The organism is Bacillus sp. S10(2024) (assembly GCF_050473865.1).
GTDB lineage: Bacteria > Bacillota > Bacilli > Bacillales > Bacillaceae_G > Bacillus_A.
Genome location: NZ_JBFLUR010000002.1, coordinates 4,468,726 through 4,495,339, shown reverse-complemented (window position 1 = coordinate 4,495,339; position 26,614 = coordinate 4,468,726). Strand labels below are relative to the sequence as shown.

The 26,614-nt window shown below is 37.2% G+C and carries 30 protein-coding genes and 1 pseudogene; 14 read left to right on the top strand and 17 right to left on the bottom strand.

The genetic code is table 11. The annotated features are described in order from the left end of the window. Positions 1-11 precede the first annotated feature (11 nt). Positions 12-1,268, bottom strand: a complete 1,257-nt coding sequence (locus AB1280_RS22865; RefSeq protein WP_272186987.1) for an NAD(P)-dependent malic enzyme — start codon at positions 1,266-1,268, stop codon at positions 12-14. 91 nt (positions 1,269-1,359) lie between these two features. Continuing rightward, positions 1,360-4,689, bottom strand: coding sequence for a DNA polymerase III subunit alpha (dnaE, locus tag AB1280_RS22860; RefSeq protein ID WP_429757113.1), 3,330 nt, complete (start codon positions 4,687-4,689; stop codon positions 1,360-1,362). Between the two features lie 251 nt (positions 4,690-4,940). Between dnaE and AB1280_RS22855 the strand changes: the two genes are divergently transcribed. Further along, positions 4,941-5,282, top strand: a complete 342-nt coding sequence (locus AB1280_RS22855; protein WP_081625685.1) for a YtrH family sporulation protein — start codon at positions 4,941-4,943, stop codon at positions 5,280-5,282. After that, a complete protein-coding gene (gene ytrI, locus AB1280_RS22850) occupies positions 5,279-5,779 on the top strand; it encodes a sporulation membrane protein YtrI (protein ID WP_272186511.1) in 501 nt (166 codons plus the stop codon). Before AB1280_RS22855 ends, ytrI begins: the two co-directional genes overlap by 4 nt. Positions 5,780-5,799: 20 nt before the next feature. Here the strand turns inward: ytrI and AB1280_RS22845 are convergent, their stop codons facing one another. Beyond that, a complete protein-coding gene (locus AB1280_RS22845; RefSeq protein ID WP_272186510.1) occupies positions 5,800-6,732 on the bottom strand; it encodes a DHH family phosphoesterase in 933 nt (310 codons plus the stop codon). 385 nt (positions 6,733-7,117) lie between these two features. Between AB1280_RS22845 and AB1280_RS22840 the strand changes: the two genes are divergently transcribed. Beyond that, entirely contained in the window at positions 7,118-7,420 is a 303-nt protein-coding gene (locus tag AB1280_RS22840) for a YtpI family protein (protein WP_272186509.1), read from the top strand. Between the two features lie 15 nt (positions 7,421-7,435). Continuing rightward, positions 7,436-8,194, top strand: coding sequence for an arylamine N-acetyltransferase family protein (locus tag AB1280_RS22835; protein WP_429757112.1), 759 nt, complete (start codon positions 7,436-7,438; stop codon positions 8,192-8,194). A gap of 49 nt (positions 8,195-8,243) precedes the next feature. Here the strand turns inward: AB1280_RS22835 and AB1280_RS22830 are convergent, their stop codons facing one another. Together AB1280_RS22830 and AB1280_RS22825 are read right to left on the bottom strand one after the other, a co-directional pair. Further along, positions 8,244-8,495 (bottom strand): DUF3949 domain-containing protein, encoded by a 252-nt coding sequence (locus AB1280_RS22830; RefSeq protein ID WP_429757111.1) that lies wholly within the window; start codon positions 8,493-8,495, stop codon positions 8,244-8,246. A gap of 312 nt (positions 8,496-8,807) precedes the next feature. Continuing rightward, positions 8,808-10,121 (bottom strand): DRTGG domain-containing protein, encoded by a 1,314-nt coding sequence (locus AB1280_RS22825; protein WP_272186506.1) that lies wholly within the window; start codon positions 10,119-10,121, stop codon positions 8,808-8,810. A 232-nt stretch (positions 10,122-10,353) separates the two neighbouring features. Here AB1280_RS22825 and AB1280_RS22820 point away from each other — a divergent pair, with 232 nt between their 5' ends. Continuing rightward, entirely contained in the window at positions 10,354-10,518 is a 165-nt protein-coding gene (locus AB1280_RS22820; protein ID WP_272186505.1) for a hypothetical protein, read from the top strand. A 38-nt stretch (positions 10,519-10,556) separates the two neighbouring features. Here AB1280_RS22820 and AB1280_RS22815 read toward each other — a convergent pair whose 3' ends face one another. Next, on the bottom strand, positions 10,557-11,240 hold the full coding sequence (locus AB1280_RS22815) for a metal-dependent hydrolase (RefSeq protein ID WP_429757110.1): 684 nt from the start codon (positions 11,238-11,240) through the stop codon (positions 10,557-10,559). Between the two features lie 147 nt (positions 11,241-11,387). On the opposite strand from AB1280_RS22815, the gene pepQ reads away from it, so the two are divergent. Further along, a complete protein-coding gene (gene pepQ / locus AB1280_RS22810; RefSeq protein ID WP_429757109.1) occupies positions 11,388-12,485 on the top strand; it encodes a Xaa-Pro dipeptidase in 1,098 nt (365 codons plus the stop codon). Between the two features lie 23 nt (positions 12,486-12,508). Here the strand turns inward: pepQ and AB1280_RS22805 are convergent, their stop codons facing one another. The 4 genes and pseudogenes from AB1280_RS22805 to AB1280_RS22790 all read right to left on the bottom strand — a co-directional run bounded on the left by AB1280_RS22805 (position 12,509) and on the right by AB1280_RS22790 (position 13,947). Then, on the bottom strand, positions 12,509-12,712 hold the full coding sequence (locus AB1280_RS22805; RefSeq protein ID WP_429757108.1) for a hypothetical protein: 204 nt from the start codon (positions 12,710-12,712) through the stop codon (positions 12,509-12,511). A 33-nt stretch (positions 12,713-12,745) separates the two neighbouring features. Beyond that, positions 12,746-12,886 (bottom strand): annotated as a pseudogene (locus tag AB1280_RS22800) (RNA polymerase sigma factor); the annotation flags it as partial. 141 nt (positions 12,887-13,027) lie between these two features. Further along, complete coding sequence (locus tag AB1280_RS22795) at positions 13,028-13,420, bottom strand: hypothetical protein (RefSeq protein WP_429757107.1); 393 nt, start codon at positions 13,418-13,420, stop codon at positions 13,028-13,030. Positions 13,421-13,590: 170 nt separating this feature from the next. Beyond that, positions 13,591-13,947, bottom strand: coding sequence for a cupin domain-containing protein (locus tag AB1280_RS22790; RefSeq protein ID WP_429757106.1), 357 nt, complete (start codon positions 13,945-13,947; stop codon positions 13,591-13,593). Between the two features lie 127 nt (positions 13,948-14,074). On the opposite strand from AB1280_RS22790, the gene AB1280_RS22785 reads away from it, so the two are divergent. Both AB1280_RS22785 and AB1280_RS22780 read left to right on the top strand, forming a co-directional pair. Further along, a complete protein-coding gene (locus AB1280_RS22785; RefSeq protein WP_429757105.1) occupies positions 14,075-14,266 on the top strand; it encodes a hypothetical protein in 192 nt (63 codons plus the stop codon). Between the two features lie 17 nt (positions 14,267-14,283). Continuing rightward, positions 14,284-14,754 (top strand): DUF4188 domain-containing protein, encoded by a 471-nt coding sequence (locus AB1280_RS22780; RefSeq protein ID WP_429757104.1) that lies wholly within the window; start codon positions 14,284-14,286, stop codon positions 14,752-14,754. A gap of 41 nt (positions 14,755-14,795) precedes the next feature. Here the strand turns inward: AB1280_RS22780 and ald are convergent, their stop codons facing one another. Both ald and AB1280_RS22770 read right to left on the bottom strand, forming a co-directional pair. Continuing rightward, positions 14,796-15,929: an alanine dehydrogenase gene (ald, locus tag AB1280_RS22775; RefSeq protein WP_272186496.1), complete on the bottom strand. Its 1,134-nt coding sequence runs from the start codon at positions 15,927-15,929 to the stop codon at positions 14,796-14,798. Positions 15,930-16,068: 139 nt separating this feature from the next. After that, positions 16,069-16,833, bottom strand: a complete 765-nt coding sequence (locus tag AB1280_RS22770) for an SDR family oxidoreductase (RefSeq protein ID WP_429757103.1) — start codon at positions 16,831-16,833, stop codon at positions 16,069-16,071. Positions 16,834-17,018: 185 nt separating this feature from the next. Between AB1280_RS22770 and AB1280_RS22765 the strand changes: the two genes are divergently transcribed. The 3 genes from AB1280_RS22765 to AB1280_RS22755 all read left to right on the top strand — a co-directional run bounded on the left by AB1280_RS22765 (position 17,019) and on the right by AB1280_RS22755 (position 18,485). Next, positions 17,019-17,477: a universal stress protein gene (locus AB1280_RS22765; RefSeq protein ID WP_272186495.1), complete on the top strand. Its 459-nt coding sequence runs from the start codon at positions 17,019-17,021 to the stop codon at positions 17,475-17,477. A 116-nt stretch (positions 17,478-17,593) separates the two neighbouring features. Next, complete coding sequence (locus AB1280_RS22760; RefSeq protein ID WP_272186494.1) at positions 17,594-17,773, top strand: ProA domain protein; 180 nt, start codon at positions 17,594-17,596, stop codon at positions 17,771-17,773. Between the two features lie 94 nt (positions 17,774-17,867). After that, on the top strand, positions 17,868-18,485 hold the full coding sequence (locus AB1280_RS22755) for a hypothetical protein (protein ID WP_272186493.1): 618 nt from the start codon (positions 17,868-17,870) through the stop codon (positions 18,483-18,485). 25 nt (positions 18,486-18,510) lie between these two features. Here AB1280_RS22755 and argH read toward each other — a convergent pair whose 3' ends face one another. Then, on the bottom strand, positions 18,511-19,899 hold the full coding sequence (gene argH, locus AB1280_RS22750; RefSeq protein WP_429757102.1) for an argininosuccinate lyase: 1,389 nt from the start codon (positions 19,897-19,899) through the stop codon (positions 18,511-18,513). Further along, positions 19,896-21,101 (bottom strand): argininosuccinate synthase, encoded by a 1,206-nt coding sequence (locus AB1280_RS22745; RefSeq protein WP_272186491.1) that lies wholly within the window; start codon positions 21,099-21,101, stop codon positions 19,896-19,898. The genes argH and AB1280_RS22745 overlap by 4 nt, the downstream gene beginning before the upstream one ends. A gap of 170 nt (positions 21,102-21,271) precedes the next feature. Here AB1280_RS22745 and AB1280_RS22740 point away from each other — a divergent pair, with 170 nt between their 5' ends. Next, entirely contained in the window at positions 21,272-21,589 is a 318-nt protein-coding gene (locus AB1280_RS22740) for a radical SAM protein (protein ID WP_429757101.1), read from the top strand. A gap of 262 nt (positions 21,590-21,851) precedes the next feature. On the opposite strand, the gene AB1280_RS22735 is transcribed toward AB1280_RS22740, so the two are convergent. Next, positions 21,852-22,067, bottom strand: a complete 216-nt coding sequence (locus tag AB1280_RS22735) for an aspartyl-phosphate phosphatase Spo0E family protein (protein ID WP_272186489.1) — start codon at positions 22,065-22,067, stop codon at positions 21,852-21,854. 995 nt (positions 22,068-23,062) lie between these two features. On the opposite strand from AB1280_RS22735, the gene AB1280_RS22730 reads away from it, so the two are divergent. Further along, on the top strand, positions 23,063-23,713 hold the full coding sequence (locus AB1280_RS22730; protein WP_272186488.1) for a YitT family protein: 651 nt from the start codon (positions 23,063-23,065) through the stop codon (positions 23,711-23,713). A 27-nt stretch (positions 23,714-23,740) separates the two neighbouring features. On the opposite strand, the gene AB1280_RS22725 is transcribed toward AB1280_RS22730, so the two are convergent. Continuing rightward, the gene (locus AB1280_RS22725; protein ID WP_429757100.1) at positions 23,741-24,568 is read right to left on the bottom strand and encodes an EcsC family protein; all 828 of its coding nucleotides are present in this window, start codon (positions 24,566-24,568) and stop codon (positions 23,741-23,743) included. Between the two features lie 126 nt (positions 24,569-24,694). Here AB1280_RS22725 and AB1280_RS22720 point away from each other — a divergent pair, with 126 nt between their 5' ends. Further along, a complete protein-coding gene (locus AB1280_RS22720) occupies positions 24,695-25,126 on the top strand; it encodes an NUDIX hydrolase (protein WP_429757099.1) in 432 nt (143 codons plus the stop codon). A gap of 39 nt (positions 25,127-25,165) precedes the next feature. On the opposite strand, the gene AB1280_RS22715 is transcribed toward AB1280_RS22720, so the two are convergent. Further along, positions 25,166-26,359 carry an acetate kinase gene (locus tag AB1280_RS22715; protein ID WP_272186486.1) on the bottom strand — a complete coding sequence of 398 codons (1,194 nt, stop codon included), beginning with the start codon at positions 26,357-26,359 and terminating at the stop codon, positions 25,166-25,168. Between the last annotated feature and the right edge of the window lie 255 nt (positions 26,360-26,614).

Below are 26,614 nucleotides of genomic sequence, written 5' to 3'. Positions count from 1 at the left end.
ACATTCCTCGCTTATTCTTTGCCGATAATCGCTAGATTTCTCGTTCTTTCAGCTATTTCCTGCGGATCAACTTGACGGCGAGCAACACCTGTTTCCATCGCAGCCTTTGCAACATACGCTGCTACTTGCGGTGCTACGCGTGCATCGAATGGAGCCGGAATAATATATTCAGCAGTTAACTCTTCTTCTGATACAAGTTCAGCAATAGCTTGTACTGCTGCCACTTTCATTTCTTCGTTAATTTGCGTTGCATGTACATCAAGAGCACCGCGGAAAATACCAGGGAAAGCTAACACGTTGTTTACTTGGTTTGGGAAATCTGAGCGTCCCGTACCTACAACTGCCGCTCCAGCTGCTTTTGCCATGTGTGGCATAATTTCTGGATTTGGATTCGCCATCGCAAAGATAATTGCATCATTGTTCATAGAACGAACCATTTCTTCCGTTAATGCTCCTTCTGCCGATACACCGATGAACACATCTGCACCTTGAATCACTTCTGCTAATGAACCTTCTACACGATTTTTATTCGTGTATTTTGCAACTTCATTTTTCACAGGGTTCATACCGACAGGGCGCCCTTCAAAAATCGCACCTTTCGTATCGCACATAATAATGTCGCGTACACCGTAGCGATATAAAAGTTTAATAATTGCAATACCCGCTGCCCCAGCACCATTTGCAACAACTTTAATATCAGACATTTTCTTTCCAACTAGCTTCAATGCATTCACAAGACCCGCTACTGTTACAATTGCTGTTCCATGCTGGTCATCGTGGAATACAGGAATATTTGTTTCTTTTTTCAAACGCTCTTCAATAATAAAGCAGTTTGGTGCTGCAATATCTTCTAAGTTTACGCCACCAAAAGTTGGCTCCATTAATTTTACAGTTTCAACAATTTTATCTACATCATTTGTATTTAAAGCAATTGGAAATGCATCTACACCAGCAAAGCTCTTGAATAATACAGCTTTACCTTCCATAACAGGAAGTGATGCTTCCGGTCCAATATTTCCAAGACCTAATACAGCCGTTCCATCTGTTACAACTGCTACCATATTGCCCTTCATTGTATATTCATATACCTTGCTCTTATCGTCATAAATAACCTTACATGGTTCTGCAACCCCTGGAGAATACGCAAGACTTAAATCTTTTGCATTTTCTACCTTTACCTTTGATACTGTTTCTAGTTTTCCTTGATGCACTCTATGCATGTGAAGTGCTTCTTCACGAAGTGTTGACAAACGATCCACTCTCCTCATATTTTCTTGCTGCATAACGTTATTCATTCTCCAAGGTGGTCTGACCACGAATGCTATTACTACTATAATCGAAATGGTAGGAAATTGTCCATTATATTTTTACAACGACATTTTCCTTTCCGACTATCTCATAAAGCGCTTGTAAACACCCTTCACTTGGATGAATGGATAAGCTGCGAGATAATTGTACCATCTTATGCTCTTTTTCATAATAAATTAGTACTTTCGCAAAACCTGAATAGTTAAACAATATTTTCTTGACATTGTTTAACAGCCTTTTTTCATACTGTGATGGTATTTTCACGTAAATAGAAGCGTCTTTCATTTCCTCGTAAGTGTCCATCTTCTCTAACGGATACAAGCCATTTACAATCCATTGGAGCTTATTGTTTCGCTGTTCAATTGTCCCCTCTATTAAAACAATTTCGCCTTCTTGTAATCGCTCTGCAAAGTGGATATACGTTTCTGGAAATACAACCCCTTCCATTTCATGATTTTGATCACAAAACGTGATAAACGCCATCTTTTGTAATTTTTTCGTCCGAATTACTTTTATATTTGTCAAATATACAATGGCCCGTTGTACTTTTTTTTGCTGCTTCATCGCTCCTGCAAGTGTAGGGATTTCCAATTCCTTAACAAGTTTTGCGTACTGTGCGGTTGGGTAACTTGTTAAATAAAAGCCTAGCGCTTCTTTTTCTTTATTTAACTGCTCTATAAAAGATAGTTCTGCCTCCTGTGCATACTCCGACTTCGGCACAAGCTCCTCACCAATTTCCCGTGCTAAACTCGCATATTCTAACGCACCTTTAATACTGTTAAATAAGACAGAACGTGAAACGTTAAAATCATCAAAACAACCGGCCCAAATCATCGTTTCTAAATTGCGTTCTGTCACAAATTTCGTCGGCATGCGCAAACAAAACTCAAATAAATCTTGAAATGGCTTTTTATTTCTTTCTTCAATTACAGCGTTTACTGTCGCCATCCCTACATTGCGAATTGCAAGTAAACTATATCGGATTGCATTTCCTTCTACTTGAAACTCATAACTGCTCTTATCAAGAGACGGCGGTAAAACACGGAATCCTTTCCGCTTCGTTTCCCGAACATATTGTACAATCTTCTCTTCATTTCCAATTGCACTTGATAATAATGCTGTCATAAACTGAAGTGGATAATTTGCTTTTAAATAAGCAAGCTGATATCCAATCATACTATAAGCAACTGCATGACTTCGGTTGAATCCATAATTGGCAAATCGAACAATTAAATCATAAATTTGCTGTGCAGTTTCTTCATCATACCCATTTTGCAAGCACCCTTTCACGAAGTGCATGCGCTCTTCATCTAAAATATCACGATTTTTCTTACTTACGGCGCGGCGTAATAAATCAGCCTCGCCAAGAGAAAATCCTGCTAAACGGGAGGCAATTTGCATGATTTGTTCTTGATAAACGATAACGCCATACGTATTTTCTAAAATTGGTTTCAAATCAGGATGTAAGTATTGAATGGCGCGTTTCCCATGTTTAGAATCAATAAAAACGGGAATTTGCTCCATCGGTCCTGGGCGATATAAGGCGTTAACCGCAACGATATCTTCAAATTCATTCGGTTTTAGCGAACGCAAAACATTTCGCATTCCACTTGATTCAAGCTGAAAAATCCCTGTCGTATCCCCTCGTCCAAGGAGTGCAAATGTATTTGCATCTTGAAGAGGCAATTTCCGTATATCTAAACTTGTCCCCGTTGTCTTCGCAATAAACATGCGAATATTTTCAAGCAATGTTAAATTACGCAAACCAAGAAAATCCATTTTTAACAGACCAAGTTCTTCTAATACTTCTGCTGGATATTGCGTGACGTATACATCATCATGGCCGCCTTGAATAGCAACACTATTTGTAAGCGGCTCTTCACTCATAATCACTCCTGCGGCATGAATAGACGTATGACGCGGCAAACCTTCCACCCGCCTTGCAATATCAAATACCCTTTGAAAGATTAGGTTACTTTGTAGATAACTTTGTAATGATGGCGATTCTACGTAAGCTTCTTCTAATGTAATCCCAACCTTAGACGGAATATGTTTTGAAAAAATATCAATTTCATTTGGCGGCAGTCCCATTACTCTTGCAATATCACGAATTGCCGCTTTTGCTGCAAGTGTTCCAAATGTTACAATTTGAGCCACGCGCAGTTCTCCGTACTTATTTTTCACATAACGAATCATTTCATCGCGGCGAATATCTGGAAAATCAATATCGATATCAGGAAGTGTAACGCGCTCTGGATTTAAGAAGCGTTCAAATAGTAAATTGTATTGAATCGGGTCGATATCCGTAATTTCCAACACATAAGATACAAGTGAACCAGCTGCCGAACCACGGCCTGGCCCTGTTAAAATACGATGTTTATGAGCGTATGTCATAAAGTCCCATACAATAAGAAAATAATCACTAAATCCCATGCGAGAAATAGTATGCAGTTCATGATTTAAACGCAAAGTATGCACTTCTGTCACCGCCACATATCGCTTCTTTAAACCTTCTTCACAAAGGCGACGTAAAAAATGATCTGATGATTCATTTGTCGGCACCGGGAACTTCGGCAATTGATTTGTATGAAACGGAATTTCTACGTGACAACGCTCAGCAATACGTAATGTGTTTTGAATTGCTTCTGGCATAGAGGTAAATAATGCCTCCATTTCAGAAGCTGATTTCATGTAGTATTGATCGGTCTGCAAACGCGGCCTTTCTGAATCGGTCATTTTCGTCCCGCTATGAACCGATAATAAACACTCCTGCACAATTGCATCACTTTGTTTTACATAACGAATATCATTTGTCGCCACAAGTGGAATTTCAAGCTGCTTCGCAAATGGTAGAAGCTCTTCTTGAAGCAACAATTCCTCTTGAATGGCATGGTGCTGCACACTTATATAAAAGCTGGCAAATATATTCTTATACATATTTGCTACTTCCTCAGCAGCCTCATGTTTTCCTTGCAATAAAAGCTTTTCAATTTCCCCATCTTTTCCTGGAGAAATCGCAATTAATCCCCCTGCATAACGCGTAAGCCATTTCTTTGGAATACCCTCTTTTGACTTTGTCATAATGCTGCTAGAAATTTTAAGTAAATTCCGATACCCAGTTTCGTTTTCAGCCAATAAAACAAGCGGATAAGACTGATCCTCCTCTTCATTCCATATGGAAGCTGTTAAACCGATAATCGGCTGAATCCCCGCTTTTTTACAAGCTTTATAAAACGGTATAACACCATACATCACATTTTCATCTGTAATTGCTAATGCCGGAAATCCAAGTTCTTTCGCTTGATGAACAAGCTCATCTATTTTACAAGCACTTTTCAATAAACTATAAACGGTTTGACATTGTAAATGCACAAACTTCACTTTTATACCCTCTCTTTATCTATTTGACTACTTCCTATTATACGTGAAATCAAAACATACTTCCCCTTCTTTGTCCATATACATACAGTGAAACTTTAATCAGTGGGGATTTTCTTCATCCCCCACTGATTATTAGCCCTCACCAATCGGGCTTTTACGGGCAGTTTATCTCCCACCTAACTTCTTTGCTTTACCGAATTTTGAGGTGGGAGTATTACTGCCCGTTAATGCGGGATGAAAAAGAAAGGAGAATGATGATGGAAGTGAACCAAAGCTTTTTCTCTCTTCTCATTACAAGTTATTTTATTGCTCTTGGTGTTATGATTGGCGGGTCATTAATTGGCGGAATTGGTGCTTTTTTAGTAGGAAAACCACCGCTCACAATGATTACACAATTTGCAGAGAATTTACGAATTTGGGCTCTCGTCGCTGCCATTGGCGGAACTTTCGATACATTTTATAGCTTTGAACGCAGCTTTTTTGGAGGAGATACAAAAGATATTGTGAAACAAATTCTCCTTATTTTCTTTGCCACGGGCGGTATGCAAACTGGATTCACAATTATTAAATGGATTACACAGGATCACGTATGAAAGTTCCAAGTTCACTCTCTAATCGCTGGAAATTATTTTTAGGCGGTGCGGCGGTTGGTGGTATTTTAAGTTGGATTATTTTTTTGTACATATATGGCGTGTTTCAAGAAGAGCAAACTAAAACACTTGAAACACAAGAAGCACAAATAGAAAAACTAACGGAAGATTTACGTGTACTCACGGAAGATCAAAAGAAAGAAAATGAAAAAAACAAAAAACTGTTAACCATTCAAGAAATTGAAATTGAGATTGCAAATCACGAAAAATACAATTTAGACACGCTAACAGTGGAAACATTACAAACTTCTATTCGTGATGACCTCCGCCACTTGCTTACCCAAAACATTCAAAGCATCGCAAACAATAAAGAACTACTAAAGAAGGTTATTGAAAATAAAGTATATAAATACTACGACCGTGTCTATCGATTTGAAATTGAAACTGTTTCATTTGATACCACACTAGAAATTAGCGTCAAAATAAAACAAGAAAGGTAGAGCTCCCTCTACCTTTCTTGTTATTTACACAATTCACGTAAGTCTGCAAAAATGCGGTCTGTTTCTTCCCAAGAAAAAGCTTTTGCTCCGGACGCCATCGGATGCCCTCCGCCGTTATATCGCATAGCTAATGTATTAATAACCGGACCTTTTGAACGAAGACGAACACGAATTACATCTTCTTCCTCTAAAAATAGTACCCACGCTTTTAATCCTTCAATATTCCCAAGTGCCCCAACAACTCCTGAAGCTTGAGACGGAAGCACACCAAATTGTTCTAGTACTTCTTTTGTTAGCTTAACGTATGCTGCGCCTTCTTCTGTCATTGTGAAGTTTTGTAAAATATAACCATTTAAACGTGCGATACGCTCATTTGTTTTATACATTTCATCATATAATGCTGGGAATTCAACGCCCTTTTCTACAAGCTCAGATGCATAACGAAGTGTTTTAGCAGATGTACTTGGGAATAAGAACCGTCCTGTATCACCAACTATACCCGCTAAAATAAGACGTGCCGCTTCTGTTGATAACGTTAATCCTTTATCCTTACCGTATAAATAAAATTCATAAATAAGTTCACTTGTAGAACTAGATGTTGTATCTACCCAAACAATATCGCCGTAAGGATCTTCATTTGGATGATGATCAATTTTAATTAACTGCTTTCCTTTTGTATAACGCTGATCGCAAACACGCTCTTGATTTGCTGTATCACACACAATGACAAGAGCCTCTTCATACGTTGCATCATCAATTTCATCCATTACGCGTAAGTACGCTAAAGATGGTTCATTGTATCCTACCATATAAATCTTTTTCTCTGGGAACGACTCTTGCAGCATCGTACCAAGTCCACACTGTGAACCTAATGCATCTGGATCTGGACGAACGTGGCGATGGATAATAATTGTATCAAATTGCTTAATCGCTTCTAAAATTTTCTCATGCATATGTAAAATCTCCTTTTCGGCCAATTTATTCCTATTATAGCTCAAAACACTTCATACAGGTGGAGAATTCAATTACAATGAAGAAATAAAGTGAAACTTCCATCAGTGGTTTTTTCATCCCCCACTGATGGTTAGTTGAACTAATCGGGCTTTTACGGGCAGTTCCCCCCACCTATCTTCTTTAGAAAAGCGGAAGCGGCTCATTCAGAATCGCAGGACGTTGGAGCCCCTGACAGAGAGGCGCTTTTGGCCTCGTCCGAGGGAGCGAAACGACCAGAGATTCTAGCCGCTAGAGCTGGACAATGTTTCTCTCTCAATCTTGAGGTAGGGGTCTTACTGCCCGCGAATAGCAGGATAACATACAAATAGATGGGGGATTGGGGTCATGCCAGTATTAGTCTTTTGTATTATCGTTACATTTATGTTGTATCTCTTTTACAAAACAAAATATTTTCGTACAAATCGTTCTATGGAGAAAGGATGGCTTGCAGGAAAATCAGCCATTGCCCTCGGATTATTCGTTTTCTTATTTGGCGTAAATCAATTTTTTCTAGAAATTTCAACAGCTCGTATTATCGTTGGCGTTTTATTTGCAATCGTTGGCGGAGCTAGTATTTATAACGGCTTTCGCCAATATAAACATTTCTTACCGCTTGCGATTGAGGAAGCAGAGCAGTTACAAAAATAATTGGGGTGAGAGGAAATGAATACTTTTCTAAGCGATTTTTTCAACCGGATTCAATATGAAAAACAAGATGTAACATTTGAAGATATTCGTGTGTTGCAATCTCAATTTGCGAAGCATATCCCTTTTGAAAATATGAGCATTATCCAAAAAGAAAACATTGATCTGACCTTTGAAGATTTAAAAAGAAAGATTATAGACAACCGGCGCGGCGGTGTTTGTTATGAACTGAATCCGTTATTTTACTACGCTTTAAAAGAACTAGGATTTCAAGTCCATATGATATGCGGTACGGTATTTAATGATGGAGAAACTCGGCTAATTGGAACACACTTTGCAACGATTCTTCAGCATAATAATCAGCCATACCTAATCGATGTTGGTTTCGGTTCCCATCATGCTTTGCAACCTCTTCCGTTTACAAGGGAACTAATACCTTCTTCAACAGGTGAATACCGCATTCAAAAGAAAAAAACAACTTTCGGAGAATATGCATTTGAAAAATATCAAAATGGCACTTTAGAAATCGGCTACGACTTCTTCACATCGCCAATTAATGAAGCAGCTTTACGGAACGCACAACAAATCATTACCCATCATGAACAATCACCATTCAATAAATCTCCACTTCTTGCAAAACGAACAGACGATGGTCACATTACGCTAACAGACAAAACGTATACCGTAACAAAAGGGAAGCAGAAATCTAAACAAACAATTGATATACAAACTTTTCAAGCACTTGCTTTGCGCGAATTTGGCATTGCAATTCAATAAAAAAGCGCTCATCCTTTCAGTAATATTCGCTGAAAGGATGAACACTTTTTTATGAGTAACGATGACGTAATTTATATATATAACTCGCAACAAGCGCAGACGGCAAATTAAACAAACTTCCTTGCAAATTGAAATGCGCTTGTTCTTCTTCAAATGACATCTTTTCATATAACTCATTTTGCGTGAGGCCTGTTCGTTTCATTCTTTCTTTCAATCCAGATATATAAGAGTATTGAATTGGAATCATAATGAGAAAGTAAAAAAGTGCAATACCTCCAAAAAAGATACTTGCAAATAACATAACCAACACCCCTTCCCCTTCCATATAACACATAAAATGGAATATTTAGATATTTATTGGTTCATCACCGTAACTTGGGGTTGATTTTTTGAAAGTGAATCATTTTCAATACATGGAACGGAGAGTGGCGACTCCTGCGGGAATAGCGAGGAAAGTGAGACCCCGCAGGCTTGCCGAGGAGGCTCGCTCTCGCCCGCGGAAAGCGTCCACTCGGAGTGGAGTGTACATCTATCTATATGTCACCCCCGTCTTTTGGTGATGAACCTATTTATTTATACAAGAAAAGCTGCCCCTTCAGACAGCTTTCCCTTTTTAACGATCAATCAATTGCACCATAAGTAACGCTTTTCCAACAACACTATTTTCGAGATGTACTTCTACTTCAACCTTACCAAACTTACGTCCAATTTCTAATACTTTCGGATGGACGGATACAACGTTGTCAATTTGAACCGGTTTTACAAAGTAAATGGTTAAATTTTCAACAATTACATCACCTTTTTTCAGCGCGCGTAGTACACGATTAGTCGATTCTGTCACAATTGTTGTAAATACACCGTACGACAAAGTCCCAATTGAATTTGTCATTTGCGGCGTGACAGAAAAATGGTATGCGTGATCTTGCTTTGTTTCTTTCTGATTCATAAATTGACTCGTGACAATATCATCAATCGTGTCTCCAACTTGCGGCTGACGCTGAATCATTTGGAGTGCTTGGAGCACATCTTGACGACTAATTATCCCTTGCAATGTATTGCTATCGTCAACAACAGGAAGAAGCTCAATCCCTTCCCACACCATCATACGCGCCGCTGCTGCAACAGACATTTTTCCGTTTACAGTAATCGGCTGTTTTGTCATTACTTTTTCAATTGGTGTGTCTTTTGCTACACCAATCATATCTTTAGACGTTACAATACCTAGCACTTTATTTGCTTCATCTACAATCGGATAACGTCCATGCATCGTTTCTTCATTATACTTATGCCATTTTTCTACTGTATCATTTGGCTGTAAACATATCGTCTCTTCAATTGGTGTTAAAATATCTTCAACAAGAACAATTTCTTTTTTAATAAGTTGATCATAAATAGCACGGTTAATAAGCGTGGCTACTGTAAATGTATCATAACTGCTTGAAATAATTGGTAGCTTTAACTCATCTGCTAATCTCTTTACATGCTCTTCTGTATCGAATCCGCCTGTAATGAGCACAGCTGCGCCCTCTTCAAGTGCTAATTGATGTGCTTGTGTACGGTTTCCGATAATAAGTAAATTTCCGGCTTCTGTATAGCGCATCATCGCCTCTAATTTCATTGCCCCAATTACAAATTTATTTAGCGTTTTATGTAAACCTTCTCTTCCTCCAAGCACTTGCCCATCAACAATGTTAACAACTTCTGCAAATGTTAGCTTTTCAATATTTTCTTTCTTTTTTTGTTCAATACGAATTGTCCCGACCCGTTCAATTGTACTTACATAGCCTTTATTTTCTGCATCTTTAATCGCACGATACGCTGTTCCTTCACTCACGCCGAGCTCTTTTGCGATTTGGCGCACAGAAATTTTATGCCCAATTGGCAAACTGTTGATATACTCCAAAATTTGGTTGTGTTTCGTAGCCAAAAAATTTCACCATACTTTCTTTTCCCTAGATTCTTCATGTGTTGTATTTTTAGTATACTATATTTTCAAAACTGTTACACTGCATGTTTCTATATCTGTACTATTTTTTTTATAACAAATCTATACAAGTTTCTTACAATAATGTAATTTCCTTGTCACTTCATTCGATGGTTTGTTTCATTTCCTTATCGTACAATGAAATCAAGAACTAAGAGAAAAGGAGCGATATGATATGAAAAAAACTTTACTTTTAATCGGTGCGGTATTGTTAGCATTTGTGGACGGAAAGAGAGTGGCGATAGAATTAAACGGATCAGCAGAAATAGAAACAGACAAACCGCAATCTAAAAATGATATAACAAATACACCATTTACATTATACCCTTCTCATATATAAAAACCTTCACTTTGCTGCGCAAAATGAAGGTTTCTTTTTTACAATTCAATACCTTCCCCAGCTGCTAATACTTTTCCTACACTGCTGGTTAGTTTCTCTACAAATTGATGCGGATCTTGTTCAATAACTGGGAACGTATTATAGTGCATTGGCACAACAACTTTCGCTCCGACCCATTCCGCTGCGAGCGCGGCATCTTCTGGTCCCATTGTAAAGTTATCGCCAATTGGTAAAAACGCCACATCAATCGCATGACGAGAACCAATTAATTTCATATCAGAAAACAACGCTGTATCTCCAGCATGATAAATTGTTTTCCCTTCTGCCGTAAATACAATTCCAGCTGGCATTCCTGTATATGTAATTGTTTGATTCTCTTCATCCACATAACTAGAGCCGTGAAATGCCTGTGTAAACTTCACTGTTCCAAAATCAAATGTATGAGAACCACCGATATGCATTGGATATGTCTGAACACCTTTCCAACCTAAAAATGTCGCAAGTTCAAACGGCGCAATGACAACTGCATTATGTTTCTTCGCTAGTTCAACTGTATCTCCAACATGATCGCCATGACCATGAGAAAGGATAATCACATCTACTGTTACATCTTCTACTTTTAAATCTGTTTTCGGATTGCCTGTAATAAATGGATCAATTAAAATAACCTTTCCATTCGTTTCAATCTTTACAACAGAATGACCATGATAAGATACTTTCATCTGCCTATTCCTCCTTTGTTTTCATTCCACCTCTTATTCTACATGATTTCATAATTCCCTGTCTTTTCAAACATCTATTTGCTTGTCAGAATACTTTCACTCGATGTAAAGTTATACATGTAATGAAAATTTCGGAGGTGCGAATCTATGAATACTAGATTAGAAAAATTAATGCAATGGCTGCAAGAACAAAATACAGAGGTTGCATTCTTAACTTCTACACCGAGCGTCTTCTATATGACGAACTTCCACTGTGAACCGCACGAAAGACTACTTGGTCTATTTGTATTCCAAGAAAAAGAACCGATGCTAATTTGTCCTAAAATGGAAGAAGGGCACGCGAGAGGCGCTGGCTGGACTCATGAAATTATTGGATATACAGATACAGACAACCCATGGGATATGATTGCAAAAGCAATTGAAGCACGCGGCATCGATGCAAGTGCAGTAGCAATTGAAAAAGAACATTTAAATGTAGAACGCTACGAGTACTTATCACAATTATTCCCAAAAGCAACTTTCAGATCAGCTGAAGAAAAAGTACGCGAACTCCGCTTAATTAAAGACGAAAAAGAGCTTGCGATTTTACGCGAAGCTGCTGCGATGGCTGATTATGCAGTTGAAATCGGGGTAAATGCCATTCAAGAAAATCGTAGTGAACTTGAAGTACTTGCAACAATTGAGCATGAATTAAAGAAAAAAGGCATACATAAAATGTCCTTTGACACTATGGTACTAACAGGTGCAAACTCTGCACTTCCGCACGGCGTTCCTGGCGCAAACAAAATACAACGTGGTGATTTCGTCCTATTTGACTTAGGTGTTATTATCGACGGTTACTGCTCTGATATTACACGTACAGTTGCATTTGGCGAAATTTCAGACGAACAAAAACGCATTTATGAAACTGTATTAAAAGGTCAATTAAACGCTGTTGAATCATGTAAACCAGGCGCAACATTTAGTGAAATCGACCGTGCAGCTCGTTCTGTAATCGCAGATGCTGGCTACGGCGACTTCTTCCCGCACCGCCTTGGTCATGGACTTGGCATTAGCGTTCACGAATTCCCAGACGTAAAAGAAGGTAACAACTCACCTCTTCGTGAAGGCATGGTCTTCACAATTGAGCCAGGTATTTACGTACCAAACGTAGGCGGCGTTCGTATTGAAGATGATGTGTATATTACAAAAGATGGCGTAGAAATTTTAACGAAGTTCCCGAAAGAATTACAGTTTGTGAAATAAATATAATACAAAAAGAAGGTGCTTTAAAAAGTACCTTCTTTTCTTTCCCTTATTTTTAATTGAAATCGTACGAGAATGATTGATATGACGTTCATAAAAACAGCTACTGACATACAAAATCCACTCACAAATTCACTCATAGCTCCATCATAATACTGCTCTACACAGTAAGATACTCCAATTAAGAATAAGATCATATAAATAGTTACGTATATTCCTTTCATCATAACTCCCTCTCATCTATTGCTTATCAACCATCACTCCTCGAACAGCAACGCCTTATATAATGTATCTTGCACAATATCTTCAGCTTCTTTTGTTTCAACGCCAAGCTTTCGTAAGTAATGATATACTGCTTTTGATTTTTCTAATAACAGTACTTCGTATGTATCATAATTCATCACTCGCTCCTTTCTATGTACTTAACGTTTGAATATGTAAAATGTATACAAACTTTATAAAAAATGTTCAAAAATAATAAGCACATCAATATTTGATGTGCTCTCAATTTCACTAACGCCAAACTACCTTTTCTTTTATTCTCATGCACTTTTCTTATATGTGCATCGTTTATTCACATCGCTAAAAATCACTTCTAAATTGTCTCCGTCTCTTTTCAATTGCTGTTTCGAGATAAAAGAATTTCCATAATCAAGGATATACGAATCTCCTTTATTCTCTTGTTTGTACGTTCCTTTATATTTGTCTTTTTGATCATTTGTATGCATTTCTACCAAATGATAAATAACGTCCTTTTTCTCTTCCTTTTTTGTAACCGTGTCAAATTTATAATATACCGGACATTGATTTTGTTTCCTTTGCGACAACTCCCATGTCCCGTCTATCCCATCATTTCCACACGCACTTAACATAGCTGTACATGTAATAGTAAATGCAAATTTTAAAAACGTCCTGCTCATTCTCTTTTCTCTCATTGTATATGTCATCCTTAATCATACGTAGTTTATTGAAATTAGTAGCACTAAATCCACATTATACCACGTAAATTTCTTCCTCAATTAACAACTTTCTTGAAATTTTCTCTAAATTAGTATTTATATTTTTCTATCACTTCATTGCATAGCAATTATCCGGAAATTGAGACCTATTCCACGATAACTGTATCAGCCTCTAAATCTTCAAAACAAAGATTTACAGTACGTTTTAATGCTCTTGTCCGATGAATGATTCCCGCTGGAATTAGCAACGTATCATTTGGCTTCAAAATAATCGTTTCTCGATCTTGAAAGTCAATCAATAGTTCTCCTTCTACTACCATAAATAACTCATCTGAATTCGAATGAAAATGCCATTCATATTCTCCTGTAAAAACAGCAATGCGTAAACAGTGATTATTTACATTTGAAACAACGAAATTTTTATGATTTTCTGTGATATGTTTCGTGATCTCCAGTAAATTAATTTTTTCTAGATTCATTTCTTTTGTTAATTCATTGTTCATATTTATCGCTCCATTATCCAAGTGGTATATTACAATTTTTTCTAATCTCATCATATCAAATTTTCTAGTTTAGCGAGTGAAAATTCCCAAAATTAAATTAATTGATTGACTAAAAAGGAGTATACATATGAATGAAGTATTTGCAAACTGCGTAGAAGAAGACAAAGCCGCAGGAGAAATTACATTTCAGATGGACACTTCACAAATTGTAAAACTATTACACTCTATTTTTTACAGCGCCTATTTAACATCTCATGTCTTTCAAATCCAACATATAATGGACATGTACGACATTCATTTACGTATATTAAATCCATAATGAAAGAGCGATAAATAATGAAAGCTGTAATACCTGAACGTTATACTGCACAGATGGATGATTCCTTTGTAGTATTTGTAATTGGTATGCGTATTAATAGACCCTTTGCTGTTTCAAAATGGTTACCAGTAGCCCGGGCAATGGGCGGAATGCTAAAAGAGTTATATGAAAATAAAGAACTAGGTTTGCTCGGTACAAAATCTTTTTTCAACGGCCGCACCACTTTACAAATTCAATATTGGAAATCCTTTGAAGCTCTTGAACACTATGCATGCCACGCTTCCTTCCATGTAGAAACACGGAAAAACCATAACCTAAAATCTTCCAAAACTGAATCAGTTGGTATTTTTCATGAAACATATGTGATTGAGAAAGGCCAATATGAAAGTGTATATGTAAACATGCCGCGTTTTGGATTAACAAAAGCTGGTGAATCCACCCCTGTAAATCGGCAACGCGAAACGACACAAGCACGTATGAAATCATAATAAAAGCGACTATCCAACGGATAGTCGCTTTACAATCTTTCTTATGATAAAGCAGGTGCTTTTTCAAGAAGCTCTTTTGCATCTGCATATTGTAAGCCATGTGCTTCTGCAACTGCTTCAAATGTTACGTAACCATCTAATGTATTAATACCTTTTAATAAGGCATTGTTATCTAAGCAAGCTTTTTTGTAGCCTTTGTTTGCGATTTGTACTGCGTACGGTACTGTTACGTTTGTTAACGCAAGTGTTGATGTACGTGGAACCGCACCAGGCATGTTTGCAACTGCGTAATGAACAACGCCATGTTTTTCATAAGTTGGATTATCATGTGTTGTAATACGATCAGTTGTTTCAAAAATACCACCTTGGTCAATTGCGATGTCAACTACAACAGAACCTGGTTCCATCGATTGAATCATTTCTTCTGTTACAAGTTTTGGTGCTTTTGCACCTGGAATTAATACTGCACCGATAACAAGGTCAGATTCTTTTACAGCTTCTGCAATGTTATATGGGTTAGACATTAATGTTGCTACTTGGTTGCCGAAGATATCATCTAATTGACGAAGACGATCTGGACTTAAGTCGATAATTGTTACATCCGCACCTAGACCAACGGCAATTTTCGCTGCGTTCGTACCAGCTTGACCACCGCCGATAATTGTTACTTTGCCGCGTTTTACTCCTGGAACACCAGCAAGTAAAATACCTTTACCGCCTTTATTTTTTTCAAGGAACTGTGCACCAATTTGCGCAGCCATACGACCTGCTACTTCACTCATAGGTGCAAGTAATGGTAAAGAACGGTTGTCTAATTGAACTGTTTCATAAGCGATACCAACTACTTTGTTGTCAATTAATGCTTTTGTTAATTCTGGTTCTGGAGCTAAGTGTAAGTATGTGAATAAAATTAAGCCTTCACGAAAATAGCCGTATTCACTTGGGATTGGCTCTTTCACTTTCATAACCATCTCTTGATTCCACGCTTCTTGTGCTGTTTCTACAATTGTTGCGCCCGCTTCAACATACGCTTCATCTGTAAATCCAGACCCTAAACCAGCACCTTTTTGAACAAAAACTTCATGACCGTTGTGAACTAAATGAACAACACCCGCTGGTGTCATCGCTACACGATTTTCATTGTTTTTAATTTCTGTTGGTACACCGATACGCATTGGAAATTCCCCCTTGAAATTATAAAAATTACCCCTAAATGATTATAATAGTTTTGTAAAGCGCTTTCTATTCTCTTATATTTTATCATAAGTTTTCATTTTTTGACAAAAACAATACAAGTTGTCCGATAGAATTTGTCTAATTTTGACGATATCGATGAATGACATCAACTGCTCCTGTTACTTCTATAACGGTTCCCGTAATCATATCTGAATCTTCCTCACATAAAAAAGAAATTGTACGAGCGATATCTTCTCCTGTACCAGAACGCCCAATCGGTGTACGCTGATCAGATAATGTACGCGCCGTCGCAATTGTTGCTTCTTTCATATCACCAATAATATCACCGGGACATATCATATTTGATGTAATCCCATATTCAGCTTCTTCATAAGCAATTGTTTTCGTAAGCGAAACTAGTCCGACTTTTGCAGCCGCAAAAGCAGAGCGATACACCCACCCTGGCGCACTATCTGCCCCTTGAAATCCATAATTCACAATTCGACCAAATTTTTGCTGACGCATAATCGGAACAACAAGCTTTAGTAAGTGAAATACAGCCGTTAAATTACCATGAATCATTTCATTCCATTCATTATCTTTATATTCAACTAACTTTTTACGCTCGAATACGTAAGGACCTGCATTATTAATAAGAAAGTCAATACGGCCAAAACGATCCATCGCTTTTGTTACTACTGTATGTAAATCTTCTTGTTTCGTTACATCCGCTTGTACAAATTGCATACGATGTGCAAGATTTTTATATTGCTGCTTTAACGTTTCCATCGCTTGTACATCACTGCGATATGTTACTGTTACCGAGTATCCTTTATGTAATAAATTCTCTGTGACTTTCTTCCCTAAACCTTTTGTACCGGCTGTAATGAGCGCATGTCTCACAAACATAAGCCTCCTTTTTTCTTGCTATACTTCATATGTAACAACTTCTTTATACAATTACAACTAAAATGTTCGAAACAGAGTTTTCAAAATTCTGTAACGTTTCTGTCAAACAATTTTCCATAATTTACTTTATAATAAAAATGTAAGAGTTATAACGCTTATAAATCGGGGAGGAATTGTTCATGAATACTACATATACAAATATTTTAATCGCAGTTGATGGTTCTAAGGAAGCTGAAAAAGCATTTAAAAAAGCAATTCAAGTTGCAAAACGTAACGATGCTACATTAACAATCGTTCATATCGTTGACGTTAAAGCTTACTCTGCAGTAGAAGCATATAGCCGTGCAATCGCAGAGCGCGCAAATATATTTGCTGAAGATTTGTTAGAAGACTACAAAAAGGTTGCCCTTGAAGCAGGAGTTACAAAAGTAGAAACTGTATTAGAATTCGGTAATCCAAAATCAAAAATCTCAAAAGATATTGCACCAAAAAACCAAGTTGATTTAATTATTTGCGGTGCAACTGGTTTAAATGCAGTAGAACGTTTCTTAATCGGCAGCGTCTCTGAACATATTATTCGCTATGCGAAATGCGATGTCCTTGTTGTTCGCGGCGAAGAAGAACAAGGTGATATTTAATAACTTTAATAAACTCACACCAAGCCTCTATATAATGGCTTGGTGTTTTTTTCATTCCTTCTAAATAAAATTATTTTCTGCGGTTATGATAAGAAAAAAAGAATGGAGGAGCTAACATGGAAAGTTCTGAACGTATTATACTTGATTTAAATGGGCAAGAAATCGACATGGTAGAAACAATTTGTGCCCACTTTAAAGAAAAACACGGTGTAGAATTAAGTCATGGCGCACTATTTCGCGACTTAATGGACATCGAATATATTCGTCTTACAGAAGGAAAGCACAAATACGAATAAAAAATATAGACGCTAGGTTGCTTATATGATACAAGCAACCTTTTCCTTTATGCATACACTATAAATATGTCCAAGCATAAAGGTGTGATTTTTCTTGAATAATGAAAAGAAAACCAACAGCGAAACCACAGTCAAAAGCAAGCGCACTACTCCGTTTATAAACTTATGCATCTTTACTCTTTCCGGCTGTAATGTATCAGAAAAAGAAATTAAGAAACAAGTTGAATTAGCAACAAAAATATGGAAGATAGAATTTGTTATTACTAGCATCACAACGCTGAAAGATTTTTCTGTTCGAACGAATGATACTTCATTTCGGAAAAAGCAAAGTAAAAATATAAAACAATTATTTAGCGAAAGAAAATATCTCTTTCCAAATCCAAATAGTATTTCAATCTTTTATACAAATGCAAGACACCTCTCAAACAATACAACGGGACGATCGTTCTCTTCTCTTATGACAAAAAGCCGTTTTAATCATATTATTCTTACAAAATCTTCATTAGAAAATACACTTGCGCATGAACTCGGACACATTTTATTCTACTCTCATCGAAAACTACAAGGAAAAAATCCAGATACAAACTCATATCGAACACATAGTCTAGATTCTAAAAATATTATGTTTGGAACTGCCACAACTCGTAAATGGCAAACAACATCTCTGCAAAGAACGAAAGCATTAGAAAGTACATTAATTAAATATAGGTAACAATTATGAAAACCCCCGTGAAATGTTACATATTCACGGGGGTTTCTACTCGTTCTTTTGCTTTTTGAAGCGCTTGCCCAATTTGTTCGAATCCTGTACCACCTGCACTGTTTCTTCTTTTTACTGCAGCGTACGGCGAAAGGACTTCGTATAAATCTTCCTCAAATAATGGACTCATCTCTTGATAAATTGCTAATGGTAGATCAAGTAAATATACACCTTTGTTAATGCAAAGAAGGACAAGCTTTCCTACAATTTCATGTGCCTGACGAAACGGTAATCCTTTACTCGCTAAATAATCTGCGATCTCGGTTGCATTTGAAAAGTCTTGCGTAACAGCTTTCGCCATATGATCTTTTTTCACCGTCATCGTCTCAAGCATACCGGCCATTACATGTAAACACCCTTTTACTGTATTAACCGTATCAAACATACCTTCTTTATCCTCTTGTAAATCTTTATTATAAGCAAGCGGCAATCCTTTCATAACGGTTAATAAACTAAACAAGTTGCCGTATACTCTCCCTGTTTTCCCGCGAATGAGCTCTGCCATATCCGGATTTTTCTTTTGTGGCATAATGCTGCTGCCCGTTGCATAACTATCACTCATTTCAATAAACTGAAATTCCTGACTGCTCCATAAAATCAGTTCTTCACAAAAGCGCGATAAATGCATCATTAATATAGAAGCATTACTTAAAAATTCAAGAATGAAATCACGGTCGCTTACTGCGTCTAAACTATTCTCATATATCCCATCAAATCCGAGCAGCTGTGCACTATATTCACGATCAATTGGGAATGTCGTCCCAGCAAGTGCCCCGGCTCCGAGTGGAGAAATGTTAATACGTTTTAACGAATCTTTAAAACGATTCACATCACGTTCTAACATCCAAAAATATGCAAGAAGATGATGCGCAAAAGAAATTGGCTGTGCGCGCTGTAAATGTGTATATCCTGGCATAATTGTTTCAATATGTTCTTCTGCCTGCACTGTAAGTACAGTCTGCACTTGCTTTACTGCCTCGATAATATACTGTACTTCATTTCGCAAATACAAATGCATGTCGGTTGCTACTTGATCATTACGACTTCTTCCTGTATGCAGCTTACCACCAACTTCTCCAATATGCTGAATTAACATTTTTTCAATGTTCAAATGAATATCTTCTGCTTCAACAGAGAACGTAAGTTCCTGCTTCTTTGCTTTTTCCAGTAAATACTGAAGTCCGTTTTTAATTTTTTCTCCTTCTTCCGCTGTTACGATGCCGCATTTCGCAAGCATCGTAACATGCGCAATACTTCCTTCTATATCTTCTACTGCTAATTGCTGGTCAAAGGATATGGAAGCTCCAAACTCCTCAACCCACTGCTCAGCCTGCTCTGTAAAGCGACCGCCCCAAAGTTTACTCATGCCTCCACCTTCTTTTGATTCACTTGGCTATATACTTTTGTTGGTAAACCAAATAATGAAATAAATCCAATTGCGGCATCGTGATTAAATTCATCTTCTACTGTATATGTTGCTAATTTTTCATCATATAGAGAATAATTCGATTTACGTCCTTCTACAATTGCATGTCCTTTAAACAATTTCACACGCACTGTACCTGTTACATGTTTTTGCGTTTCTTGTAAAAAGGCAGCAAGGGCATCTTTTAAAGGCGAGAACCATAAGCCGTTATAAATTAACTCTGTTAATTTTTGTTCAATCACTGGTTTAAAATGCGCTACTTCTTTTACAAGCGTTAAATCTTCCAATTCCTTATGTGCAGTAATTAACGTCATCGCTGCTGGACATTCATATACTTCACGTGACTTAATACCGACAAGACGGTTTTCTACGTGATCAATGCGACCAACCCCATGCTTACCAGCAAGAGCATTTAACGATTTAATTAACTCTGACAAGGAATAAGATACACCATTTAATGTTGTTGGCACCCCTGCTTCAAACCCAATTTCTACAAATTCTGGTTTGTTTGGTGTATTCTCCAGTGCTAACGTCATTTCATATGCTTCTTCTGGCGGCGCTGCCCATGGGTCTTCTAAAATTCCACACTCATTGCTTCGTCCCCATAAATTTTGATCAATTGAAAACGGGCTGTCTAAGTTAATCGGAATTGGCACATCGTTTTCTTTTGCATACGCAATTTCCTCTTCACGTGACCATTTCCATTCACGCACCGGTGCAATCACTTTTAAATACGGATTTAACGCTTGAATAGAAACTTCAAAACGTACTTGGTCGTTTCCTTTTCCAGTACATCCATGTGCAACTGCACTTGCCCCTTCTGCCTCTGCGATTTCTACCAATTTCTTCGCAATTAACGGACGAGATAATGCAGATACAAGTGGATATTTCCCTTCGTATAACGTGTGAGCTTGCAGTGCTTTTAATGCATATTCATTCGCAAATTCTTCTTGCACGTCAATCATATACGATTTAATAGCTCCAACGGATAGTGCCTTTTCTTTCACAAATTCTAAATCTTTTCCTTCTCCTAAATCTAAACAAAGTGCAATAATATCGTATCCTTTTTCTTGTAACCATTTAATTGCAACGGAAGTATCAAGGCCTCCGGAATAAGCTAATACAACTTTCTTGTTTTCCATTTTATATCCCCCTAAAAAGAATATTTATTCATAATCATTAATATTAATTCATAATTTATCATCTTTTCAAAAATGGCGCAAGGGATATTTGCAAATATTTTTTTAAACAATTCCATCGAAGTTCATTCTCTTTTTCGATACAATAAAAACAGAAAATGGAGGGGAGAGGCATGAAACAATATTTCATATATAATGAACATCTAGGAATTGAAATACCTGATTTACAAGAAAAATGGGAAGAGATTCCTACCACTGTGCAGCATGCCATTTTATTAAAGTGGGAACAAATTCGCGGGAAAATACCCGATCGAATTCAGGAGCTTGAACATATCATTAATACGAAACAGCATAAATTAAATAACGAAGAAAACTTCGAGCTTTCCTGTAAATTGAATACAGAAATTGCTGATCTTGCCTCCATCATTAACGACCTTTGGCTTTGGTACCGCCTTACTCAAAATGTTTCTGAAGGAAAAGCGCATCAGTAATTCTTATTTGGAGTTTACACACTTCATTCGTCACCTACAATTTCTTTCATAGGAGATTTAATATACTTTGGAATGCGAGGTCTGCTAGTAAAAGGAGACGAATGTATCCAAACTGCTTCATTCACTTACACTGGCAGATTCATATACTCTTGTCACGTCGCCTCTTTAGACGTATTTACAAAACCACCAAATAAAAAAATTCCCATCAGTAGAGCTCTACTGATGGGAATTTTTCATTATGAATATTCACAAACGTTTTTAACTAAGGGGAATTTATATTGTCATTCATATTTTTCCTTACAGAAATAGAATGCATACTTTCTTGGTAAGTAACACTTCCCATCAAACGATAGACTAATTCATCTAACTCTTTGCTGCATACAACTACCTTCTCATGATTTAATCCATACATTTTTACAAGTTCAGTTAGTTCTCCCCTTTTTTCCTCTACGCTTGTTTGCATATCTATTATTTTCATATGAACCTCTCCAGTCATCCCCTATATGACTCGAATTATAGGGAATATTCACTTTAAAATGAATATTATGTAATTAATTAAAGTAAATTTCTGTATGAATACAGGTTGAAAAGCAGCCATAAAGCGAATCTTTAATCAATGGGTGTTTTCTTCATCCCCACTGATTATCACCCCTTTACAGGCCCTAACTTCTTCAGAAAAGCGAAAGCGACTCGCTCAAAACAAGAGGGGATAGAGCTTGTGACATAGAGGTACTTTTTGCCTCAACGGAAAATGCGAAGCCACCAACTATTCTAGCCGCTGAAGCTAGACAAAGATGTCGAAAAATTAAAATGAATTTAGATCATTTACACCGCACAAAATTTTACTTTCATAATAAAAAACTTTCGACAGCAAATATTATTTTATTACACCATCTCCCCTCAAACTTTAACTGAACTTCACCTTACCCTCTCATATTTACGAAGTATGTAGGTTTTTCTTTGCCCACTTTCAGTTTCCAGCATCATACATTTTCAAAAAGTATGATATAATAGTATAAAATCTTTTACAGAAAGGATTTAGATATCATGATCGCTCGAAGGAGCATGTGGCATCGAAAAGACGAATCTTACACGTAGCGTATTTTTTTGCTTAGATATTTTGTCTAGCGAAAAAAATACGAAAGTGGGGAAATTATGATTACCCGAAGGATAATTTGGCAACAAAAAGACTCTTCTTACACGTAGCGTTTTGTTTAGGTTGTATGACACTCACTAAACAAAACCTAGAAGAGAATAGGATTGCTAAACAAAAATCCTACTCTGAGTTTTGTTTAGTCTATTTTAGGCCTAAACTAAAACGAAAGTAGGGAGAATTGATGGACGAGAGGATTATTCGTTATTTCTTCAGTGATATATAGCGTAGTTAGACATCTGTAAACTAACTGCTGCTATATAGGCGTAGTTAGTTTATACAAACTAGAAAACTACTAACTACGGAGAGAAGGAATAACGATGGAGAACATCCAAAGTCGACGAATTATTAAAGAAATTTTTATGGTTTTACTTGGTTCATTTATTTTAGCTACCGCACTATATCACATTCATTTTCAAAACCACTTAACTGAAGGTGGCTTTGTCGGAATCGCACTGTTTTTACAAAACTTTTTTGATATTTCACCATCCATTTCAACTGTTTTAATGGATATTCCAGTCATTTTACTATGTGCTACATTTTTAGGTAAAAAAATGGTTGGTTATTCATTTATCGGTTCGCTTTCATTCGGAGCGTTTTATTCTTTAATGGAAAATTATTCTCCATTCACGGTTGATTTATCTAATCATTTATTTGTAGCTGCAGTAATAGGCGGGGCTTTAGCTGGAGTTGGACTTGGTTTTATTTTACGATTCGGCGGTGCAACAGGCGGAGATGATATTTTAACGATTGTATTAAGTAAAAAGACTCACTTTACAGTTGGGCAAATTTTCTTCGTTTTTGACGTAATTGTCATTGCACTTTCACTATACTATTTAACATGGACTCAGATTGCCTTTACAATTCTTTCCCTTGCTGTACAGGCGAAGGCGCTAGATTTAATCTATTATCCAGCAGAGGAAAAGAAAACAGTGGCAATTCCATTATCAAAACAACATGCAACAAATTAGAAGCGAAAGGCAGCTGCCTTTCGCTTTTTACTTTTGGCGTAAATAACGCATTTGATAAAATCGATTCGCAAACTCTGTCACACTCCGCGTTAACCGATAGTTCGCCGTAGATCCAACCGCAATCCCAAGTACCGGTACACCTTGAAACAACTTGCGGCGTAGCGAATAAATAATGAACGTTTTCAAAATTTGTTTTAACAGTACTTGTACTGATGCCGGATTTACTACTTCCTCTTCTCCCTCATAAAAGAATGGCGCTGGCTCTTCTTGTTCTAACTCTTGCAGTAAGTTATACCAAGCATACTGCTGCAAATGCGCTGGCAATATAGCCGCATGAAACACCTTTAACGCTAACATCATTTCATACGGTTTATTCACATCATGACCAAATGATGTGGCAATAAGCTGCACAGCTTTCACATTTAAACCAATCAATACAGGGAAGTCTGCACTTAATAATAAAAAACCGCCAATTCCTGTTACTCCTCCTTGCACGAAAGAATATAAACGATGACGAGCTGTTTGTTGTTCTGCTATGTATGTTAGTTGATGAATAGATAGTTCTCTCATTTCTTCAATATGTTCAATAGAATCATCAAACACACGCGCCGCCCCCAAAATCCGCCCTCGCGCATCGAGCTGCGACTGCGAGCTTTGTATGAACGCATGTAAATGAAAGAGCCATCCATCTGCCTTCGAAAAAATTTCATTTCGTTTCTTCTCTGGCAATTTCGAAAATGTACGATTTAACCATTTATTAAACATTTGCTGAAAATCCGTTGATTCGTATTGCACTAGTTGTTGCTCCCAGCCTTTTAGATCATGTAAAATTCGTTCCTCGCCCTTTGACAGCATACAAACATCCCCTTGGATTATTTTTCTACCTTGTAATATATTTGCCGTGAGAGGCCGTACGCCCTGTTTTTTTCTGAAAAATATGTTATTTTCAAATAAGTCCTAATAAAAAAGGAGAGGGATGTTATGTATCCACGTGCGAAAGCGTTAGGTATTATTGAACACAATGATTGCATCCTCGTTGAAGAATATAACGAAAAACATGAAAGTGGTGAGGGACGTTATTACCGACCACTTGGAGGAACGATTGAACTTGGGGAATACGCGGCGCAAACCGTTATGCGAGAATTTAAAGAAGAACTTGGCGTCACTGTAGAAATCGGTACATACTTAGGCTGTTTAGAAAACATCTTTCAAATAGGCAATACAATTGGCCATGAAATAGTCCAATTGTATTCTATCTGCTTTTCAAACAAAGAACTTTATAAAAGGAATAAGATCACAATTGCAGAAGGAGATACCATCTCTTATGCTGTATGGATCCCAATTGAAATGTTTTTGCAAAAGGAAAAAACATTATACCCAAACGGATTAACCGAACTACTTTCAAAAAGATAACAGAAAAAGACGGGAATCATCCCGTCTTTTCATCATATATTAACCAATATTACCAAGACGTACTACGTCACGAGCAATCATAACTTCTTCGTCTGTTGGAATTACGATTACTTTTACTGGAGAGTGAGGGAAGCTGATGAATGCTTCTTCACCACGGAAGTTGTTGCGTTTTGGATCGAAGTATACGCCCATAAACTCAAGTCCTTCTAATACGCGCTCACGAATTAGTGCACTGTTCTCACCAATACCAGCTGTAAAGATGATTGCGTCTACACCTTTCATGCGAGCTGCATAAGAACCGATGTATTTATGGATGCGGTCAACAAAGATCTCTAGTGCTACTTCTGCACGGTGATTTCCTTCTTCTTCAGCTTGCTCAATATCACGTAAGTCACTTGAGAATCCAGAAAGACCTAACATACCACTTTTCTTGTTTAATACGTTAAGAACTTCATCTACAGATTGTCCTGTTTTCTTCATAATATATGGAATTAACGCAGGATCAAGGTTACCAGAACGTGTACCCATTGTTACACCAGCAAGTGGTGTGAAGCCCATAGACGTATCAATTGATTTTCCGCCTTCAACAGCTGCGATACTTGCACCGTTACCTAAGTGACAAGAAAGTAAACGTAAACTTTCAAGTGGACGGCCTAATAATTCAGCTGCACGCTCTGTTACATACTTATGAGAAGTACCGTGGAAGCCGTATTTACGGATGCCGTATTTTTCATAGTATTCATAAGGTAAGCTATATAAGAAAGATTCTTCTGGCATTGTTTGATGGAACGCTGTATCAAACACTGCTACTGAAGGTACGTTCGGAAGAACTGCTTGGAATGCTTTAATACCAACAACGTGTGCTGGGTTATGAAGTGGTGCTAACTCACTTAAAGCATCGATTTCTGCTAATACTTCATCAGTAATTAGAGCAGAATCTGGGAATTTTTCACCGCCGTGTACAACACGGTGACCAATACCGCTAATCTCATCAAGAGATTTAATAATACCTGTTTCAGTTAATTTGTTTAAAAGCATATTAACCGCAACGCCATGGTCTGCGATATTTGTTACTTCAGTTTGTTTTTCACCGTTCACAGTAATTGTGAAGATAGCATCGTCTAAACCGATACGTTCTACTAAACCTTTTGTTAATACTGTTTCACTTGGCATTTCAAATAATTGGAACTTTAAGGAAGAGCTTCCTGCATTAATCGCGATGATTTTTGACATCTAGTCTTTCGCCCCTTTTTCTCTAGCTGTGTGGAATCTCTCCACAAACCGCTCAATTTTATGTCTTCAATTTTTCTCAGATAACAGAACCGTTCCACTGATAAAAATTTAATACTCACGATTTTAATTTAAACATCGTACGACACATATTTCAAGAGAAAAAATTGTAACACAACGTTTTTTTTTATATTACAGATTTAAAGTTTTCAATTTTGTCACCTATAAATATTACTGAATTTTGTAAACAATATAAAA

What these genes read in the sequence shown, in the direction of transcription:
- AB1280_RS22735 (WP_272186489.1), bottom strand. Translation starts at nt 22,067, where the DNA reads ATGAAAATAATAGATATGCAAACAAGCGTAGAGGAAAAAAGGGGAGAA.
- AB1280_RS22790 (WP_429757106.1), bottom strand. Translation starts at nt 13,947, where the DNA reads ATGAACAATGAATTAACAAAAGAAATGAATCTAGAAAAAATTAATTTA.
- AB1280_RS22780 (WP_429757104.1), top strand. Translation starts at nt 14,284, where the DNA reads ATGAAAGCTGTAATACCTGAACGTTATACTGCACAGATGGATGATTCC.
- AB1280_RS22795 (WP_429757107.1), bottom strand. Translation starts at nt 13,420, where the DNA reads ATGAGAGAAAAGAGAATGAGCAGGACGTTTTTAAAATTTGCATTTACT.
- AB1280_RS22760 (WP_272186494.1), top strand. Translation starts at nt 17,594, where the DNA reads ATGGAAAGTTCTGAACGTATTATACTTGATTTAAATGGGCAAGAAATC.
- ytrI (WP_272186511.1), top strand. Translation starts at nt 5,279, where the DNA reads ATGAAAGTTCCAAGTTCACTCTCTAATCGCTGGAAATTATTTTTAGGC.
- AB1280_RS22805 (WP_429757108.1), bottom strand. Translation starts at nt 12,712, where the DNA reads ATGATGAAAGGAATATACGTAACTATTTATATGATCTTATTCTTAATT.
- AB1280_RS22830 (WP_429757111.1), bottom strand. Translation starts at nt 8,495, where the DNA reads ATGTTATTTGCAAGTATCTTTTTTGGAGGTATTGCACTTTTTTACTTT.
- AB1280_RS22820 (WP_272186505.1), top strand. Translation starts at nt 10,354, where the DNA reads ATGAAAAAAACTTTACTTTTAATCGGTGCGGTATTGTTAGCATTTGTG.
- AB1280_RS22845 (WP_272186510.1), bottom strand. Translation starts at nt 6,732, where the DNA reads ATGCATGAGAAAATTTTAGAAGCGATTAAGCAATTTGATACAATTATT.
- AB1280_RS22725 (WP_429757100.1), bottom strand. Translation starts at nt 24,568, where the DNA reads ATGCTGTCAAAGGGCGAGGAACGAATTTTACATGATCTAAAAGGCTGG.
- AB1280_RS22715 (WP_272186486.1), bottom strand. Translation starts at nt 26,359, where the DNA reads ATGTCAAAAATCATCGCGATTAATGCAGGAAGCTCTTCCTTAAAGTTC.
- AB1280_RS22720 (WP_429757099.1), top strand. Translation starts at nt 24,695, where the DNA reads ATGTATCCACGTGCGAAAGCGTTAGGTATTATTGAACACAATGATTGC.
- AB1280_RS22740 (WP_429757101.1), top strand. Translation starts at nt 21,272, where the DNA reads ATGAAACAATATTTCATATATAATGAACATCTAGGAATTGAAATACCT.
- AB1280_RS22785 (WP_429757105.1), top strand. Translation starts at nt 14,075, where the DNA reads ATGAATGAAGTATTTGCAAACTGCGTAGAAGAAGACAAAGCCGCAGGA.
- AB1280_RS22855 (WP_081625685.1), top strand. Translation starts at nt 4,941, where the DNA reads ATGATGATGGAAGTGAACCAAAGCTTTTTCTCTCTTCTCATTACAAGT.
- AB1280_RS22730 (WP_272186488.1), top strand. Translation starts at nt 23,063, where the DNA reads ATGGAGAACATCCAAAGTCGACGAATTATTAAAGAAATTTTTATGGTT.
- AB1280_RS22815 (WP_429757110.1), bottom strand. Translation starts at nt 11,240, where the DNA reads ATGAAAGTATCTTATCATGGTCATTCTGTTGTAAAGATTGAAACGAAT.
- AB1280_RS22865 (WP_272186987.1), bottom strand. Translation starts at nt 1,268, where the DNA reads ATGAGGAGAGTGGATCGTTTGTCAACACTTCGTGAAGAAGCACTTCAC.
- ald (WP_272186496.1), bottom strand. Translation starts at nt 15,929, where the DNA reads ATGCGTATCGGTGTACCAACAGAAATTAAAAACAATGAAAATCGTGTA.
- AB1280_RS22745 (WP_272186491.1), bottom strand. Translation starts at nt 21,101, where the DNA reads ATGGAAAACAAGAAAGTTGTATTAGCTTATTCCGGAGGCCTTGATACT.
- pepQ (WP_429757109.1), top strand. Translation starts at nt 11,388, where the DNA reads ATGAATACTAGATTAGAAAAATTAATGCAATGGCTGCAAGAACAAAAT.
- argH (WP_429757102.1), bottom strand. Translation starts at nt 19,899, where the DNA reads ATGAGTAAACTTTGGGGCGGTCGCTTTACAGAGCAGGCTGAGCAGTGG.
- AB1280_RS22765 (WP_272186495.1), top strand. Translation starts at nt 17,019, where the DNA reads ATGAATACTACATATACAAATATTTTAATCGCAGTTGATGGTTCTAAG.
- AB1280_RS22835 (WP_429757112.1), top strand. Translation starts at nt 7,436, where the DNA reads ATGAATACTTTTCTAAGCGATTTTTTCAACCGGATTCAATATGAAAAA.
- AB1280_RS22840 (WP_272186509.1), top strand. Translation starts at nt 7,118, where the DNA reads ATGCCAGTATTAGTCTTTTGTATTATCGTTACATTTATGTTGTATCTC.